Origin of the sequence: Streptomyces sp. NPDC020362, from assembly GCF_040642095.1 — a bacterium.
Taxonomy (GTDB): domain Bacteria; phylum Actinomycetota; class Actinomycetes; order Streptomycetales; family Streptomycetaceae; genus Streptomyces.
This window is the reverse complement of sequence record NZ_JBFAET010000048.1, coordinates 38,243-54,114: the sequence shown is the minus strand read 5'-3', so window position 1 is coordinate 54,114 and position 15,872 is coordinate 38,243. Positions and strand designations below refer to the sequence as shown.

Annotated in this window: 15 protein-coding genes and 4 pseudogenes; 9 read left to right on the top strand and 10 right to left on the bottom strand. The window is 68.1% G+C overall.

Going from position 1 to position 15,872, the window contains the following annotated elements; genetic code table 11:
• Nucleotides 1-101: pseudogene (locus AB0H32_RS19655) on the bottom strand (type 1 glutamine amidotransferase domain-containing protein); the annotation flags it as partial.
• Nucleotides 102-291: 190 nt separating this feature from the next.
• On the opposite strand from AB0H32_RS19655, the gene AB0H32_RS19650 reads away from it, so the two are divergent.
• Together AB0H32_RS19650 and AB0H32_RS19645 are read left to right on the top strand one after the other, a co-directional pair.
• On the top strand, nt 292-1,200 hold the full coding sequence (locus tag AB0H32_RS19650; protein ID WP_361121799.1) for a LysR family transcriptional regulator: 909 nt from the start codon (nt 292-294) through the stop codon (nt 1,198-1,200).
• A 25-nt stretch (nt 1,201-1,225) separates the two neighbouring features.
• Nucleotides 1,226-1,549 carry an anti-sigma factor antagonist gene (locus tag AB0H32_RS19645; RefSeq protein WP_361121796.1) on the top strand — a complete coding sequence of 108 codons (324 nt, stop codon included), beginning with the start codon at nt 1,226-1,228 and terminating at the stop codon, nt 1,547-1,549.
• A gap of 35 nt (nt 1,550-1,584) precedes the next feature.
• Here the strand turns inward: AB0H32_RS19645 and AB0H32_RS19640 are convergent, their stop codons facing one another.
• Nucleotides 1,585-1,839: a hypothetical protein gene (locus tag AB0H32_RS19640; RefSeq protein WP_361121793.1), complete on the bottom strand. Its 255-nt coding sequence runs from the start codon at nt 1,837-1,839 to the stop codon at nt 1,585-1,587.
• A gap of 557 nt (nt 1,840-2,396) precedes the next feature.
• Here AB0H32_RS19640 and AB0H32_RS19635 point away from each other — a divergent pair.
• Nucleotides 2,397-2,831, top strand: coding sequence for a VOC family protein (locus tag AB0H32_RS19635; RefSeq protein ID WP_361121790.1), 435 nt, complete (start codon nt 2,397-2,399; stop codon nt 2,829-2,831).
• A gap of 51 nt (nt 2,832-2,882) precedes the next feature.
• Here AB0H32_RS19635 and AB0H32_RS19630 read toward each other — a convergent pair.
• Both AB0H32_RS19630 and AB0H32_RS19625 read right to left on the bottom strand, forming a co-directional pair.
• Nucleotides 2,883-3,253 (bottom strand): annotated as a pseudogene (locus AB0H32_RS19630) (transposase); the annotation flags it as partial.
• Nucleotides 3,254-3,571: 318 nt separating this feature from the next.
• Nucleotides 3,572-4,108 (bottom strand): hypothetical protein, encoded by a 537-nt coding sequence (locus AB0H32_RS19625; RefSeq protein WP_361121787.1) that lies wholly within the window; start codon nt 4,106-4,108, stop codon nt 3,572-3,574.
• 211 nt (nt 4,109-4,319) lie between these two features.
• On the opposite strand from AB0H32_RS19625, the gene AB0H32_RS19620 reads away from it, so the two are divergent.
• Nucleotides 4,320-6,626: a hypothetical protein gene (locus tag AB0H32_RS19620; RefSeq protein ID WP_361121784.1), complete on the top strand. Its 2,307-nt coding sequence runs from the start codon at nt 4,320-4,322 to the stop codon at nt 6,624-6,626.
• A 215-nt stretch (nt 6,627-6,841) separates the two neighbouring features.
• Here the strand turns inward: AB0H32_RS19620 and AB0H32_RS19615 are convergent, their stop codons facing one another.
• Complete coding sequence (locus tag AB0H32_RS19615) at nt 6,842-7,540, bottom strand: VC0807 family protein (protein WP_361121781.1); 699 nt, start codon at nt 7,538-7,540, stop codon at nt 6,842-6,844.
• A 427-nt stretch (nt 7,541-7,967) separates the two neighbouring features.
• Here AB0H32_RS19615 and AB0H32_RS19610 point away from each other — a divergent pair.
• Nucleotides 7,968-8,213, top strand: a pseudogene (locus tag AB0H32_RS19610) (DUF6368 family protein); the annotation flags it as partial.
• A gap of 114 nt (nt 8,214-8,327) precedes the next feature.
• On the opposite strand, the gene AB0H32_RS19605 reads toward AB0H32_RS19610, so the two are convergent.
• Nucleotides 8,328-8,912 (bottom strand): DUF6434 domain-containing protein, encoded by a 585-nt coding sequence (locus AB0H32_RS19605; RefSeq protein WP_361121778.1) that lies wholly within the window; start codon nt 8,910-8,912, stop codon nt 8,328-8,330.
• Nucleotides 8,913-9,541: 629 nt separating this feature from the next.
• Here AB0H32_RS19605 and AB0H32_RS19600 point away from each other — a divergent pair.
• Nucleotides 9,542-9,688 (top strand): hypothetical protein, encoded by a 147-nt coding sequence (locus tag AB0H32_RS19600; RefSeq protein WP_361121775.1) that lies wholly within the window; start codon nt 9,542-9,544, stop codon nt 9,686-9,688.
• A 124-nt stretch (nt 9,689-9,812) separates the two neighbouring features.
• Here AB0H32_RS19600 and AB0H32_RS19595 read toward each other — a convergent pair whose 3' ends face one another.
• The 4 genes and pseudogenes from AB0H32_RS19595 to AB0H32_RS19580 all read right to left on the bottom strand — a co-directional run bounded on the left by AB0H32_RS19595 (nt 9,813) and on the right by AB0H32_RS19580 (nt 12,242).
• A complete protein-coding gene (locus AB0H32_RS19595; protein ID WP_361121772.1) occupies nt 9,813-10,988 on the bottom strand; it encodes a CapA family protein in 1,176 nt (391 codons plus the stop codon).
• 166 nt (nt 10,989-11,154) lie between these two features.
• Nucleotides 11,155-11,265: pseudogene (locus AB0H32_RS19590) on the bottom strand (IS5/IS1182 family transposase); the annotation flags it as partial.
• 50 nt (nt 11,266-11,315) lie between these two features.
• Nucleotides 11,316-11,591, bottom strand: a complete 276-nt coding sequence (locus AB0H32_RS19585) for a hypothetical protein (protein WP_361121769.1) — start codon at nt 11,589-11,591, stop codon at nt 11,316-11,318.
• Between the two features lie 12 nt (nt 11,592-11,603).
• Nucleotides 11,604-12,242, bottom strand: a complete 639-nt coding sequence (locus tag AB0H32_RS19580; protein WP_361121766.1) for a hypothetical protein — start codon at nt 12,240-12,242, stop codon at nt 11,604-11,606.
• 89 nt (nt 12,243-12,331) lie between these two features.
• On the opposite strand from AB0H32_RS19580, the gene AB0H32_RS19575 reads away from it, so the two are divergent.
• The 3 genes from AB0H32_RS19575 to AB0H32_RS19565 all read left to right on the top strand — a co-directional run bounded on the left by AB0H32_RS19575 (nt 12,332) and on the right by AB0H32_RS19565 (nt 15,840).
• Nucleotides 12,332-12,769: an SMI1/KNR4 family protein gene (locus tag AB0H32_RS19575; protein WP_361121763.1), complete on the top strand. Its 438-nt coding sequence runs from the start codon at nt 12,332-12,334 to the stop codon at nt 12,767-12,769.
• Nucleotides 12,770-13,495: 726 nt separating this feature from the next.
• Nucleotides 13,496-13,909: a hypothetical protein gene (locus AB0H32_RS19570; RefSeq protein WP_361121761.1), complete on the top strand. Its 414-nt coding sequence runs from the start codon at nt 13,496-13,498 to the stop codon at nt 13,907-13,909.
• Entirely contained in the window at nt 13,906-15,840 is a 1,935-nt protein-coding gene (locus AB0H32_RS19565) for a GMC oxidoreductase (RefSeq protein ID WP_361121758.1), read from the top strand. The genes AB0H32_RS19570 and AB0H32_RS19565 overlap by 4 nt, the downstream gene beginning before the upstream one ends.
• The last annotated feature ends 32 nt before the right edge of the window (nt 15,841-15,872 follow it).

Genomic DNA, 15,872 nt, shown 5'->3' with positions numbered 1-15,872 from the left:
GGGGCGACGGCCTCCTCGGCCCAGAAGCCGGTCGGGTGCTTGGTGCCGTCCGCCAGCGTCCAGTGGTCGGCGCCGGTCATCACAAAAAGGATCTTCGACAAGGTGCGGTCTCCGAGAGCCGGGGGCGCTCTGACGTTGCGTACTCAAGACGTCAGAACTCTGATACTCGAAAACTAAAGGTCCTGAACCATCCGCGCCAATGAATGCATCGATACCAGGCATCGAGGAACCGATGCCCTGCACGAGGACAGATGCCAGGTGGTGCCATGCTTACCTCGTAGGCTCGACGGCGTGAGCGATCAGGACAGTCAAGGGTTCGGTCCGTTGGACCTGAACCTGCTGCGCACCTTTCTCGCCGTGCACCGCCTGGGGTCCTTCACCGCCGCGGCACGACGGCTGGGCCTGTCGCAGTCCACCGTGACCACGCAGATCCGGGCACTGGAGAACCGGCTCGGCCGCGAACTGTTCGAGCGCCGGGCGCACGGCGTAACCCCGCTGCCCCACGCGGACCAGCTCGCCACGCAGCTGTCGGTACCCCTCGATCAACTGGCCGCAATTACAGGCGAGGAATCCAGCAGCACCGTGGCGCCGGTGCATCTGGCAGGACCCGCAGAGTTCATGGGCGTCGTCGGTCTCAAGGTGCTGGCCCCGCTGGTGACGCAGGGTGTCCGGCTGCGGGTGGCCATCGGACTGACCGAACCGCTGCTCGAAGAACTCCGGGCGGGTCGCCATGACCTAGTCGTCGCCACCCGTCGGCCCCGTGGCCGCACACTGCACGCCGATCTCTTCGCCGACGAGGAATTCGTCCTGGTCGCCGCTCCTGCATGGGCCGAACAGCTCACGGGGCAAGACCTGCCCACTGCCCTGGAGAGCCTTCCGCTGATCGCCTACGCCGAGGACCTGCCGATCGCCCGCCGCTACTGGCGCCACGTCTTCAACCGCCGCCTGCATGTCCAGGCCGCGATCACCGTCCCGGACCTGCGTGGCGTTCTCACCACCGTCACCGCCGGTGCCGGCTGGAGCGTCCTGCCCAGCTATCTGTGCCGCGCCGAACTCGCCTCCGGCGCCCTCCGGCTGCTCCACCAGCCGGAGGATCCCCCGATCAACACGGCCTACCTCGTCCAACGCCCGGGCAGCTCCACCAACCCCCACGTGACACTCGTCCGCGAGGTCCTCCTGACCACCGCGAAGACCTGGTGAAGCCCCCCGGCGCCCCGGGGGCGCGGTGGGGTCCGCGGATCATCAGTTCCAGTACGAGTTGCACGGGGCCTGGGTGTTCGTGGCTCACGGCGCCTACGACCCGGCCTCGATCACGCTGCTGGCGGATGGGCTGAAGGCGGCTGCCGAGACGCACCACAGGATGGTGGTGGATGCCGCCGCCCCCATCTTCGCGGATAGGACGTTCTTGAACCTGCTTCTCGGCGTCCACCACACGACGGACCTGAGGGTGGTCGCGCCCCCGCCTCCGCTGCGGTGCCTCCCGGAACTCACCGGCGTCGACACGGTCCTCCAGGCCCGGGCGGATGTGGAAGACGACATCGAATCCTGACCCCGTGCCATCGAAGCTTGATCACGACCGGTGTCCTACCAGCCCATGTTCTTGGCAACCTCTCCCTGGGCCGTGGCGATCTCTTCCGCAGTGGAACCCGTGATGTCTACATCACATGCCCACTCAAATCGCGCAAGCAGGTCTGTGAGCGCCTGCTTCTGAGCCGGATGCGTAATCGGTACAGCGTTCAGGTCGGTGCTCATCAGCCAGTCGAACAGCACGACGGCATCGGAGCGCCAGAGACGCACAGTGACGGTCGGCACGGATTCCCGTGAGTCTTCAGCATGCACAAGGAAACATCGTGCCAGGTCAGGCCGATGGTGGGTCGGCTGCTCCCCATGATGCATACCTTCGCGCAATCTTCGGTGACACGAACGCGCGTCCGTGAACGTCCCATGGCGCGCACTTGAGGTGCGGTGACACAGGGCAGTGGCCTACGTCGGATCTGCGGGTGGAGCGACCGGCACAGAATCAAACGCGTGCCCGATCCGTCCTCGGTCGAGCGCCACACCAAGGGGTGTCCCGTAACTGATCCTTGGCACGAGGGTGGTTGGTCGGCATTGGATCCTGGGTCCCACCGGTGGGCTACGCCGCCGGGGTGCGTCGTTCTCTCGGCCGTCCGGTTTGATCACCTGATGTTGGTCGGCAGGCTGGCGTCGGGAAACGCGGCGAGGGCCGTGGACGCGGCCTGGTCCGGAACTGCGAGCAACCCCTTGGAGGCATCGACGCCGGGTCATCCCCTGCGACCGCACGACACAGCAGCGGCTAGCAGGGGCCGTCCCCCCCCGACAACATGCGGATCCACACCGGTGAATGAGCAAGAGAGTCCCCCTGTTATGGTGCGCCGATGTCATCGATCAAGCAGTTCCAAGTCACCTTCGACTGCGCAGAACCCGGGCGACTCGCCGGTTTTTGGTGCGAGGTGTTGGGGTACGTCGTACCGCCGGTCCCGACGGGGTTTGCCACTTGGGAGGACTACCATCGCTCGCTGCCGCCTGAGGATCAGGTCACCTACTTCGCATGCAGTGATCCCTCGGGTGCGGGCCCGCGCCTGCTCTTCCAGCGCGTTCCCGAAGGGAAGATCGTCAAGAATCGGGTGCATCTTTGCGTGCGGGCCGGCACCGGACTCGTGGGTGATGAGCGCCTCGCCACACTGGAGGCCGAATGCGCACGGCTGGTCGCGCTCGGTGCGGTGCACGTGCGAACGCTGCTTGCCGATGACGACAACGAGTCGTGCATCGTGATGCAGGACATCGAGGGCAACGAGTTCTGTCTCGACTGAGCATCCTCCGCGACGGCGAGATCGAGGGAGCCGTCTCCCTCGGGCTTTTCTTCAAAATGGTCTCGTGTGGGGCGGAAGCCATCCTGTGAGGGCGAGGTTGTGGAGTCGGGCGATGCCGAGCATCGCGGTGTGAATGCCCTCGCCCTTCAGGCGGCAGTCGCGAAGGACCTTCCAGGTCTTCATCCGCGCGAAGACGTGCTCGACGCGGGCCCGGACCTTGCGGTGGGAGGTGTTGTGCTCCTCCTTCCACGCAGGCAGTTCGGTCTGGCCGCGTTCGCGGCGGTGCGGGATGACCAGGGCGGTGCTCCGGTGGCCGCCGTCCGCGATGACCGTGGTCCGGCTGACGGAGGCCTTCGCGCGGACAGTTCCCACGCCTTGCAGTCGTTGCGGTTGCCGGTGACCGGCCGGCCGACGGCAACGACGAAGGATTGTCCCGCAACGGTGAGGGCTGCCCGACGCACGACCGGCCGGACGAGGGCCGTGCTGTTCAACGCGATGTCTTCGCCTGGAACCACGAGGACGACAGCCGAACCTGGGTTGCTCCGAGCCTGGCCAAGTACCTCGAATGGTGACTGACCGGGCGCATCGCCTTGTAGCGCCATCTCTCTCAGGGCCCGCCAGGTCACGGTGACATGATCTCGGCGTGGCCGGAGTGATCACTGCGTCGGAGCCTTCGAAGCCGACGAGGCCGTCTTCGGGCGTCCGGGCAGTGCCGCGGGTCGGCCTCGACGGCGCCCCGGCTACTCTTCGCCCGGCTCGTACGCATCCAGTTCGCTGCGGAGTGTCTGACCCGGCTCAAGCCGTTCGTAGGGCTCGGGCAGGATCAGGCGCAGGCTGCCGAGGGGGTCGACGATGGGCCGGGCGTCGTAGTCGATGCCGTCCTCGTCCTCGTAGTCGTCGAGCTGCTCCCACGGGGGGATGACGAACGGGTACGACTTCCATCGGTGGTGGCCCTTGGCGCCCGGGTGCACCTGCCACTGGGTTCCCCGGCAGCGGTTGTGGACCTCTCCGAGGTACCAGGCCGCGACCTGCAAGAAGGCCTCGTCGTCCTGGGCGTTGAAGTCGTCCTCCCGTCGGAACCGTGCCCGTACGACGGCTTCCAGCCGGTCCAGGGACTGGGGGGAGAAGTCCCATTGGCCTTCGTTCTCGCGCACCCACTCGGCGAACCGTGACTGCTGCTCGCGCAGCCACAGGGGCAGTACCTCGTTCTCCGAGCGCAGCACGTCCAGTTCCCGTGCTTCGCGAATGTCCTTCGCGCTCCAGTTCCCGCGACTCATGCACACCACCGTAACGCCCAATGCTCAGGTCTCACCCTGGTAACGATCGTGTGGTGGTTGTGAGTTGAACGGCGACGACACAGCAAATCCACAGGAACAACGAACAGTTGAACGCCTAACTTGAGGGCAACTCGCCGGCATCACACGACGACGGGGGCCCTGGTGCCCGGTGAGGACGACCACCCCATGGGCCCTCAACGGGGACACATCCGTGACACCACGCATATCGCGCGCCTCCTGGCGCCCCATCAGCACAAGAGTTCTGGCCGTCGCGTTCGCCACCGCGGTTGCGCTGACCGGCCTGCCCTCCCTGACCCACACGGCGGAGGCGGCGGGCCCGCTCAAGCCCGGCCAGCGCTGCGACGAGTTGCATGGCCTGACGGGCGAGAACATCCCGGTCGGCGGCCTGCCGCGTTATGACGCCTCCCGCGAGAAGCGGCTGTGGGACTCCTACGAGTACGTCAACCCCGGCATGGCGTTCGACGGCCTCAACCCCACCGACGCCGAGGTGAAGGCGGCCGGGACGAACTACAAGCAGTACTCCCACAACGACCCGCGCCGCATCTACGCCCGCTTCAACAACCAGAAGAAATGGAAGAACTTCCGCAACTACCTGGTCAAGCAGTACATCCCCAACCAGGGCAACGACCCGCGCGGTGACGCTTTCGAGCAGAAGGTCGTCAAGGACATGGGCCTGGTCGGGCCCGACTGGATCTGCCAGAAGGAGGTGTACTTCAAGGACCCTCAGACCGGTAAGCGGTACAAGCGGGTCCTGGACGCCTACAACAAGAAGACCCGCGAGATCGTCGAGATCAAGGCCAACGGCAAGCCGAACCGCACGCAGGTGCCCGCCGACAAGGCATGGGCCAAGAACCCCGGCTGGAAGTCCTACAAGTACACGATGGTCTTCGGCGAGGACCAAGCGGGCGAGGGCCGCAACTTCATCCGGGCCATGAAGAGGCTCGCCGGCCCGGACCGCGTCCGCGAGTACAACTTCCACTCCGACCAAGTGCCCCGCGCTCCCAAGTGGGCCGAGAAGGGCCCCTACCGCGCCAACTACCCGTACATGAGTACCGGCAACGGCGTGAACAGCGGCTCCAGGGGCGGCGGAAACAACATCATCAGCCAGTCCCCGAACACCCCGAAGGAGTGGAAGGAGCAGCAGGGCATCATCCGGTCCGTCGACCGCAACGGCAACTTCCCCAAAGGCCCCGGCGGCGTCGACTTCACCACCCTCGACCTCTCCTACGTCGGAACGCCCGTCAAGGGCCAGGGCCTGAACTACGCCTTCACCGCCAAGAAGGTCCCCGACGAGGAAGCCGGCGGATGGGGCGCCCAGCCCAAGGCGCAGCTCATCTCCGACGCGTTCTTCACCTGGCTCGCCCTCACCCCGGACAAGTTCTGGGTGAACCTCAACCCGGACCAGCCCGACCGCGTCATGGACAGCAAGTTCGCCTCCACCGACGCAGGCCGCGTGCTCCTGGAAGCCGACCTCCGGATGAAGCACGACTTCTTCAAGGCCATGGACCCGCAGACCGCCCTCGGCAAGCGGTTCTGGGCGGCCCTCCCCAGGGTCAACGGCCGCCCGTGCTTCACCGGCATCCGTAACTGGATCGAGCCGAAGACCGCCAAGGTCCGCGAACAGGACGGCGGCCTCTACATCCTCGACACCCCGCTCCGCCTGAAGTCGACTCCGCAGGACTTCGCCACCCAGCCCGGCGGCGAAGCCATCTGCAACCCCACCAAGGCCGAACGCCAGCAGGCACAAGCGGTGATCGACCGGATGATCGTCCCCGACGTCGAGAAGACCATCAACACCGCACCCCAGTACGCCGACCTGCGCCGCGTCTACACCGCCCGCGTCGCCGCCGAGTGGATCCGCCAGCAGGACGCCCGGCACCCCACCGACTACCACAGCATCATCAACAGCAACGACGTGAAGCGGTGGCCGCTGCGCGCTCCCAACCAGCACTGGGACAAGGACGCGCTCTTCCGTAAGTACCGGGAGATCTTCACCAAGGGTGAGTTCAAGTACAACGTCGACACCGACCAAGGCGTCATGATCTACATCGTCGGCGGCGTCGACTTCTCCAAGCAGCCCAAGCGCAACATCCCCAAGGCCGTCTTCCAGACCCAGCACCACTACGCCCCGCGCACCGCGAAGATCGCCGTGGACGCCATGACCGACGACGCCGACAACGAGACCGCAGTGATGCTGGGCGGCAACAGCGACGGCAAGTCCGCCGACGGCACCACGCCGACGCCGGCACCGACGCACACCGGCAGGCCGACCACCCCGGCCAGCACCCCACCGGCCGGCCACGAGCCCAGCCACACACCCACCGGCTCGGCTCCCGGCCATGACCAGCCGTCCACCCCGCCCGGCAGGAACGACAACGACGGTGGGGGCCTTGCCGACACCGGAGCCCAGGTCGGCCTCGTCGCCGCCGTCGCCGCCGTCCTCCTGGCCGCCGGCTTCCTCCTCTTCCGCGCCAAGCGCCGCCGCCCCCAGGACTAACCCGACCGGCAACGCAGCATGACAACGGCCCCCGCCCCCGTCCGCCTGTACGGACAGGCGGGGGCCATTCTGCGTGCACCACACCGTCTCCGACCCGGCGGGGCGTTGCAGCGGGTTGGGTTCCAACGTCGTATTGCCCTGCTCAGGCCGGACGGCAAGGCGTCGCGGGCGGCCTTCAACCAAGCTTCCGTCAGGGGGCACCCGCCGCTTCGCGCTCATGGGTTCGGGCGGGCAGTCGTGGCTGGTGCAGGGATGCCGAACAGCGGGAGGCCGTGGCGGGTGCGGAAGCGGCGGGTGTAGGCGGCGGTGACCACGGCGGCCAGGGCGAGCAGCACCAGGGACTGGAGGCGGGTGAGCAGCGGCACCGTGTCGGCGGGCAGCGTGAGGGCGGCGAGCGTGCCGATTCCGCCGTCGAGGAGTTGTTCGGCGCCCCACACCAGAGTGAGGACGCGCAGTCCCTGGCGGAAGTCGGAGGAGTCCTGCCACGCCCTGCTGCGCGCCCGGGCTGCTGCTCCCCGGTGCAGTCGCTGGCCGAGCTGGAAGGCCAGCGGTCTGCGGGTGAATCCCGTGCTGAGCACCCAGCCGCCGACCACGAGGGACAGCACGGCGTCCTTGTACAGGAGCACGCGTGTACTGCCGCCCATCAGGGCCGCCAGCGCGGCTACGGCCAGCAGGAGGGTGAAGAACAGATCGACGCCGTCGATCCGGCGCTGCCGTACGGCGGTGGACAGCAGGTGCAGGGCAGGTGGCGCGCTGCTCAGGAGCATCGCCGGTGCCTGGCCGGCGCCCAGGGCGCGGGCCGCGTAGTAGACGATCAGCGGGAGGAGGATGTCGGCGGCGAGCAGCGGGCCATAGACCTTCCCGGCCGCCTTCCCGGCCGTGCCCGAGTGCCGTGCGGCATTCGTGTCCGTCATCGGTGTACCTCCTCGCTCCGGTGCGGGTGCCGGGTCTGAGTGGCGTGGCCACGGCTGCGCCCGGCTGCCTGAGCTGCGACCGGACGGTCCCGGCCTGCGAAGAACGTTAGGTGCGGGGTGGGGCCCGGCGGATCGGAGCAGGGGTGGAGGGCTGGGTGGAAAACGGGTGGAGAGCGCGGGACCGCGCTCTCCACCGGCTGCACCTCACCTCAGGGTGGAGACGACAGGAAGCCCCCTCCCGGTCGCCGGCCCCAGGGCCGCCAATGGTGCGCAACGAGCCGGGCCAAGCGGCAGCGCAGCAGAGACAAGGCCGGGCAGTGGACGGCAGCTGGCGCGGCACGGGCGGCGCACCGCCTGCGGGACGGGACACAGAGGTGTCCGGTCCGCAGTCCTTGGGCGCAGATGACGCTGGCCTCCACCAGGGACAATGCTGTCTCCGAACGGCGCGGCGCGCTGCTCCACAGCGATCTCGCGGACATGGCGGACCGGCCCGAGGGCTCGGAGTGGAGATGCGGCGTTGTCGATGACATCGGGCAAGCAGGGCTGCCGGACGCGTGCCCGGTCCCCGGCGGCCTCGCTCCCCGGACGTGTCTGGGAGGTTCCGTACCTCACGGCTGACGGCGACACCTGGTACAGCCATGTCAGCGACCGCGGTACCTTCGCCGCCTGGCTCCAGCACCCCGACATCGATGTGTACGAACAGTCCGGACACGGCCGACGGGGGCGTCGCCTCGACCTCTTGGGCCGCGACGGTTCGAATCCGTCCTCGCCCGACGAGCGTGTGCCGTCAGCCGCCGCTGGGGGGTTTGGGGAGTGCGCGGTGGGCGTACCAGGCTTCGAGAGCCTGGGCGCGGGTGCCGGCCGGGTTCTGGCGGTGCCAGGCACTGGTGAAGCGGTTGAACTCGAACTGTTCCCCGATCTCGCGGGGCCGGGCCGCGTCCGGGCGGGTGGCGTGCCAGTGGGCAACCGCGTTGGCCAGGGTCCGGCCAGGATTCTGAGCGATGAAGTCGCGCATGAAGGCGTCGAAGTGGAAGCCGGGGCCGATCGCCTCGAGGAAGTACTTCCGCAGGACCTGGCTGCACCGCTGGCCGGCCGGGATCACGGTGTCGCCGTCGACGGGCTCGGCCAACTGCGCGGTCGCCGGGCGACGGAGGGCCGGGGCGGCCGGCAGCGGCCGGCCGTCCAGCGCCGCGGCGAGCCGGGCGGCGAGCGCTGCCTTGCCGCCGGACCGCGCGACGCCCATCGTGCGGGCGAGACCAGTGAGCTCGTCCAGTGTCCAGTACCAGCGCAGCAGCTCGGCGCCGGTGAGGCCGGCCGTCAGCGGCGGCCTGGACTCGGCGGCTGTCGTACTGGTGTTCCGGTTCTCGTTCATGGCCGTCATTCTGCCGGGCTGCGTCCCATGGGTTTGTCCGTTCTGGTTGTGACTGGGTGGGCCACGCCTGGGGGGTGGGCAGGTCGGGGCGGCCGACCGTCCCGCCACGGCTGGCCTTTCGCGTCCATGCTCACCGAGCGTCGGGGCGAGCGCCTGCCTGTATGGCTCGACGTCGTCGGGCAGGGCGACCTGACACCCTTGCCGCCAGCATCGACCGGGACCCCCTTCGGGGAGCCGCGTCCCGCCCGCCTCGGTGATGGTCCGTGGCCGGTGGCGGGCCTCGCATTGTCAGGACGGGAGATGAGTCATCCTCGATACCTGCGGCGTCTCGGAGTTCGGAGCCAAGTCGGGATCACCCCGCAGGCTGTTTCGGTTGAGGGCCTCTCCCGAATTGCGCAGCCCGGGTACAGCCGCCTCGTGGCCGGCAGGACCGCATGAGGGAGGCGGGGCACCGCCGCCCGGTCGGCGGGACGTGGGGGCGAACGCCCGACGGCCACCACAGAGCCGAGGCTCAAGATCTGCTCAATACCGCGGGATCTCCCCTGACGGCTGGTGCATCCTGCCTGGCAGGACCACGTACACGAGGGGGAACACGTATGAAGACCCTGTTCAGCCGAGCCACGCTTCTCATGCGAGACATCGTTTCCGGCCGTCGGCGTCTCGAGAAGTACGGCGACCCTGAGGCCCATCGTTACCGCCACAACCGTGACGCCAACCTCGCCCACCACTACATCCCGGCACCGCAGATGCCCATGAGCGGATTCGGTGGCATGTAAACGGTGTTCATGGTCAGTCCGGCGAAGAGCTCGCGAGAGACGGCTCGAACCCGGCCACGAGCCTCTTCGTGCCAGATGCCGACGATGCACTGGCTGCTGCGGACCGGGCGGCGTGGATGCTCGGCTACGGGCGCTGGATCGTCCCGTCCTCCGAGATGCGGGCGGCGTGTGAGCCGAAGTCCTCCTCCGACACGTCGGAGACGAGGTCGATCCCATCGCCGCCCGGCTCCGGTGTGCCCGGCTCCACGATCTGGGTCGGGTGCAGGCGCCCGGACACGTAGGTGCCGTCGGCGCGGAGGGTGACGTGCAGGACGCCGCTGGTGGAGAGTGTGCCGCCGAGGCCGAGTACCTTGTAGCCCGAGAAGTTGCCCAGGCTGTAGGCGATCAGCCGGCCCTTGTAGAACTCCATTCCCCGCATCACGTGCGGGCCGCTGCCTACGACGAGGTCGGCGCCGGCGTCGATCACCGCACGGCTGAAGCGGTAGCTGTCGCCGCGGTTCTCGCCGAGGAAGTACTCGGTGCCGGGCTCTACGTGCGTGCGGTCCGAGCCTTCCGCGCCGGCGTGCATCGTGACGATCACGATGTCCGCCATCGTTGCGGCGCGGGCCGTGAGTCGTTTCGCGGCGGGGATGTCCGTGAGGTCGTTGGCCCCTCGGTCGGGAGCGAACCCGATCAGTGCGACCCGGATGCCGTTGACTCGCTGGATGGTGATCTGGCCCAGTCGGCCGGTGAACGGCAGGTTCACCGAGCGCAGAGCGGCGAACGTCTCGCGCCGCCCCTCCGCCCCGAAGTCGTCGACGTGGTTGTTGGCCGTGTTCATCACCGTGAACCCGGCCGCCTTGAGCCAGTGGCTGTAGGACGGAGGAGCCCGGAACGCGAAGCAGTTCGGGCTGTCGCCGTCGCACTTGCTGGAGCCGCCGGTGGTGAGTGTTCCCTCCAGGTTCCCGAGCACCACGCCGCCGGCGAGCAGGTCGTGGACAGAATCGAAGAACGAAGCGCCGTCATCCGGCGGCAGGTCGTCCGGCAGCGAGCCCATCACGACGTCCCCCACGGCGGCGATCCGCACGTTGCCGGTAGGGTGCGGTGCTGCCGGCGCCCCGGACGTCGTGGTCCTGGTCGTCCGTAGGGGGGACTGGGCGGAGCCGACGGACGCTGCGTCCTCGGAGCCGGCCCGGAACACGAACGCCGCAACGACCGCCACGCCGGTCCCGACCAGACTGAGGACGAACGCGCGGTGGCGGTGTACGACCTTCTGCCACTCGCGCTGCTGCTGGGCACGCCGCTCATCGGACCCGATCATCGGCTCATGCTACGAAATAGGTGTCCATCCTTCGCGGAGGCCAGCCACTGGCGTGTTCGTCGGGCATTTGGCCTTCTACATGGACGGCAAGCCGATCCAGCCACCGGATTTGCCGGCAGACAACTGGTACACCGGGCGGGGGCTGGCAGAGGCTCCGGCAGCCGGCTGTGTCATCAGGGGCGCTGGCCGTTCCACCGCCCTGCGGCCGTTCTCGTTGCTCCGGGATCAGCGGCCTCGCGATCTCCCGCAAGCCGTCCGGCGCAATCCAGCTCCACATCCCCCGGCCCGTAACGGGTCAACGTCCGCCTCACCGCAATGGACGCGATCTTAGAAGTCTCGCCCGTCCGCCACGAAGTGGAAGACCTCCTCCTCGAAGGGGCCGTGGTATTCACCGCAGCCCTCGCTGAGATCGACCTCGGTGCTCGGGAGTGCGGTCCGCAGCCGCTCCATCATGCGGTCGGACAGGTAATGGTGGTGCAGGTCCAGACGTTTCAGATGGGTCAGCGGCCGGCCGGAGAGCAGGCTTTCGGCACCCCTGTCGGTAAGTGTTCCCAAGGCCAGGCTGAGCGAGTGCAGCCCGGCCACGACCGGAGCGTCCGCCACGGCTTCCGCGATCTAGTCCTGGATCGCGCTGTTCTCCAGGCCGAGCGACCGCAGCGCAGGCAGTCGCTCCCCGCTGAGGATCGCCGCCAGATCGGCCACATCGGCCACATCGACCTCGCTGTCTTCGACACCGAGCCACAGGTCCAGATGCTCCAGTCCGGGCAGATCGCTGGCCGACACCGCCCGCGCGACGTCGGACGGCAGACCGCAGGACTCGAACCGCAGAATCTTCAGCGCGGCATGGTGAATTGGACGCAGTTCCAACCCATGCTTTCCGCGCACGTCCAGCCGTTCCAACAGTGGGAACCGTTCGAGGACGGGAGTGAGATCGGTCTGCCTGATCGACGTGAAGTCCTGCTCGTCGCCGAGGAGCAACGCCTGCAGCCGCGGGAAGCATTCAGCGGCCTCCAACAAAGGAGTGGCGGCATCGGGGCCGTCAAAGCCCGTGAAGCCCACGGCCAAAGTGGTCACCTGGGAAGTGTCGACGGTCCGCACGAAGCACTCCAGGAGCTCGTGGAGCTCAGGCGGCCCGGAGACTGCTGCGCTGAGATGCCAGGCACCTCGTTGCGTGACGGTACCGGCGCTACTGTCCGGGTCGAACTCCTCCAACGACTGGCCGTGGAAGTCCGTGGTGCGCTGATAACCGGGCATCGATGCTCGTCCTTCCCCCTGAGACCCGGCCTAAGATATCGAGCAGAAGTGCCGGTAATGGCAGTTCCGGGAAAAGGAGAAAGTGCCTCATGTGGCGAGAGCTCGCCTCGGAGTTCCCTGAAGTGGAGCTGCAGGACCCGGCGGCTCCGGATGTCCTGGCCGCGGTCGAGGAGTATCTCGGCCAGCCGCTTCCCGAGTCCTTGCGTGAGCTCCTGACCGAGACCGACGGGATCGACGGCGACTATGGGACGGAGGTGGTCTGGACGGCCGAGAAGGTCCTGGAAGAGAACCGGTCCTTCCGTACCGACGAGCAGTTCCGCAACCTGTACTTGCCGTTCGACGCCCTCATGTTCTTCGGTGACAACGGTGGCGGCGACCGATTTGCCTTCGTGTGTGCACCAGCCCGCGATGAAATCTTCGTATGGGATCACGAAACGGACAGCCGCACCTGGGTTGCATCGTCGCTGGAGAGCTATGTGCGCAGCGCGCTTCGTAGCGACGGCGACGACTGGTACCGCACTGATTGATCGGTGGGGGAGCGATGCTGTCGCCGTAGGTGTGACATCCCGCCCGGCGGAGATGGCACGCTTCGAACGTGCGCGGCCCGTCCGACCTTGAGGCACGCTCGCTGGTCCCCGAGTGGTCCGCCCCGGTGCCGCCGCTTTGCCGCCTGCAGGGTGGAACTCCGTGCAACTCGACTTCCCGGCCGGGAACGGCGAGCCCACCGCGTTCGTCTGCACTCAGCTGGTGGAGCGTGGCCGGACGACGACTGTCCCGTCATGACGTGAGGCGCGCCTGTCAGGGGGCGCCTCCTTGAAAGTGGAACTGAATGCCGCCCCGGGCCCCGACCTGCTGCCCATTTTATTCGCGTTCCGGTGTCTCGGCATCTGCTGCGCGTCTGTCTACGATGCCGGCCGATCCCGACGAAAGGTCCAGCCACTCCGCCGTACCGGCGCTGTCCACCGCTCTTCCTGATCAGTGGTGTCTGCCGCATCCCTGGCGAGGACTTCGCCGAGCAAAACCTCATCGGGGTCAAGTCCGCACCGACCCGCACAGCGGCCTCACTCCCACGCGGTCGACGGGAGCGACAGGGACAGCACTCCCGTTCAAACTCCGCTGCCCTCAAGATGCAGTTGAGCAGTCGGTCCCCTAGCGTGGTCAGCAAGAGTGCGTCCAGGGTGTTCCTGTCCTTGCCGTGGGGCTCGGCGGGCGGTCCCGTCATCGCGAGAATCATCACCCTCTCAGGAGACGTCATGGCCACGGCCCCTGCCTCCAACCGTCCTGTCGCGGTATATCTCCTCGCCGGAATCAGACTCTTCAACGGAGCCGCCGGTCTGCTGGCACCGGAGTTGCTCATCCGGCGGTTCGACCCCGACCGCGATCCGCCCAGCCCGGCAGCGGTCTACGCCTTTCGCCTCTTCGGCATCCGCACGGTCCTGCTCGGCCTCGATCTGCTGACCCACAGCGGCGAGCGGCTGAGGGACGACCTGCGCGACGGCATCCTCATCCACGGCAGTGACACCGCGACAGCGGCCACGCTCGGCATCCACGGGGATGTCCCGCCGCGCACCGCGGTACTGACCACCTTCATCTCGGCCGTCAACACCGCCCTGGCCATCGGCGCCACTGCCTCGCTCGCCAACTCCTCGAAGGACAGGCAGACGTGACGGTGCAACCCGGGGTCGTACCCCCCACCGAGACGGGCTTCGACTACGTCGTCGTCGGCGCAGGCGCGGGTGGCGGGCCGCTGGCGGCCAACCTCGCCGCCGCGGGCATGCGCACCCTGCTCCTGGACGCCGGCGGCGCCGAGGACAACGACAACTACCTGGTGCCCGCATTCCACGCCGACGCCTCCGAGGACCCCGCGCAGTGCTGGAACTACTTCGTACGGCACTACGCCGACGACCAGCAGCAACGGCGCGACAGCAAGTTCGTACCGGGCAAGGGCGTCCTCTACCCGCGCGCCGGCACGGTCGGCGGGTGCACCGCGCACCATGCGCTGATCACCGTCTATCCGTACAACAGCGACTGGGACGCCATCGCGGTGGAGACCGGCGACGCCACCTGGCACAGCTCGGCCATGCGCCGGTACTTCGAACGACTGGAGCGCTGTACCTACCGGCCGAGGCCCAAGAAGCCGCCCGGCAACCCGATCCTGGCCGCGGTGCTTCGGAACCTGCCCGTCGTGGCGGCCCGGTACCGCAACGACGCCCGGCACGGGTTCGACGGCTGGCTGCCCACCGCGCTGGCCGATCCCCGACTCGCCGTACAGGACGCAGAGTTGCTGAAGGTCCTCCTCTCTGCCGCGGAGGACACGCTCGCCGGTTTCCTCGACCGGCCGCTGTCTCCCCTCGAGGGGTTCGGTTCCTTCGTGGACCCCAACGACTGGCGGGTGCAGACCCAGGCCCTGCAAGGGCTGTGGCAGATCCCCATCTCCACGGCCGTCGGCCGCCGCAGCGCCGTACGCGAACGTGTCCGGGACGCGCAGCGCGATCACCCGGACCATCTGGTGGTCCGTACCCATGCGCTGGCGGCCCGGATCGTCCTGGACGGGGAAAATGCGGCGACCGGCGTCGACTACCTGGACGAGGCGCACGCCTACCGGGCCGATCCCGGCACGCGGCCGGACTCCGGGCCGGCAGCGCTGCGCCGGGTCCTCGCCTCGCGCGAGGTGATCCTGGCCGCCGGGGCTTTCAACACGCCCCAGCTGCTGATGCTTTCGGGCATCGGACCACCCGAGGAGCTGGGCCGCCACGGCATCCCCGTGCGCGTCGGCCTGTACGGGGTGGGCGCGCATCTCCAGGACCGGTACGAAGTCGGCGTGGTCAGCCAGATGCACCGCGAGTTCCCGGTCATCGGGGAATGTGACTTCCATGCTCCGAAGCCCGGTGCCGAACCGGACCGCTGCTACCGGGCGTGGCAGAAGGGCAACGGCCTCTACACCACCAACGGCGCCGTCCTCGGCATCACCCGCAAGTCCCGCCCGGACCTCGATGCCCCCGACCTGTTCATCTTCGGCGGTCCTTTCGACTTCCGGGGATACCGCCCCGGCTACTCCCTCGACCTGACACACCACAAGGACCGCTTCACCTGGGCCATTCTCAAGAGCCGCACCCGCAACACGGGAGGCCGCGTCCGGCTGCGCTCAGCAGACCCGCGCGACACCCCACTGGTCGACTTCCACTACTTCGCCGAGGGCACGGACAAGGAGGGCCTGGACCTCGAAGCGATGACCGACGCCGTGGAGTTCGTACGAGGGATGAACCGCAGGGCCGATTCCGTGGTCCGCAAGGAGCTGTGGCCCGGCAAGGAGGTCGGCGACCGCGACGCCGTCCGCCGTTTCGTCCAGGACGAGGCCTGGGGCCACCATGCGTCGTGCACCTGTCGGATGGGCCGCGCGGACGATCCCTCAGCCGTGGTCGACAGCGCGTTCCGGGTCCGCGGCGTGGGCCGTCTGCGGATCGTCGACGCCTCGGTCTTCCCCCGCATTCCCGGCTTCTTCGTCGCCGCCCCCATCTACATGATCAGCGAGAAGGCGAGCGACGTGATCCTCCGCGACGCTGCCCACAGCCGACCCCCGCCACCGTCCCGTCCCTGAACGAAACGATCAGGAGCCTCCCAAGGAGTATC

Bases quoted from the DNA above. Each gene is read 5' to 3' on its own strand.
- AB0H32_RS19570 (WP_361121761.1), top strand. From the start codon at position 13,496: ATGGCCACGGCCCCTGCCTCCAACCGTCCTGTCGCGGTATATCTCCTC.
- AB0H32_RS19625 (WP_361121787.1), bottom strand. From the start codon at position 4,108: ATGAGTCGCGGGAACTGGAGCGCGAAGGACATTCGCGAAGCACGGGAA.
- AB0H32_RS19635 (WP_361121790.1), top strand. From the start codon at position 2,397: ATGTCATCGATCAAGCAGTTCCAAGTCACCTTCGACTGCGCAGAACCC.
- AB0H32_RS19595 (WP_361121772.1), bottom strand. From the start codon at position 10,988: ATGATCGGGTCCGATGAGCGGCGTGCCCAGCAGCAGCGCGAGTGGCAG.
- AB0H32_RS19580 (WP_361121766.1), bottom strand. From the start codon at position 12,242: ATGCCCGGTTATCAGCGCACCACGGACTTCCACGGCCAGTCGTTGGAG.
- AB0H32_RS19605 (WP_361121778.1), bottom strand. From the start codon at position 8,912: ATGAACGAGAACCGGAACACCAGTACGACAGCCGCCGAGTCCAGGCCG.
- AB0H32_RS19600 (WP_361121775.1), top strand. From the start codon at position 9,542: ATGCGAGACATCGTTTCCGGCCGTCGGCGTCTCGAGAAGTACGGCGAC.
- AB0H32_RS19615 (WP_361121781.1), bottom strand. From the start codon at position 7,540: ATGACGGACACGAATGCCGCACGGCACTCGGGCACGGCCGGGAAGGCG.
- AB0H32_RS19575 (WP_361121763.1), top strand. From the start codon at position 12,332: ATGTGGCGAGAGCTCGCCTCGGAGTTCCCTGAAGTGGAGCTGCAGGAC.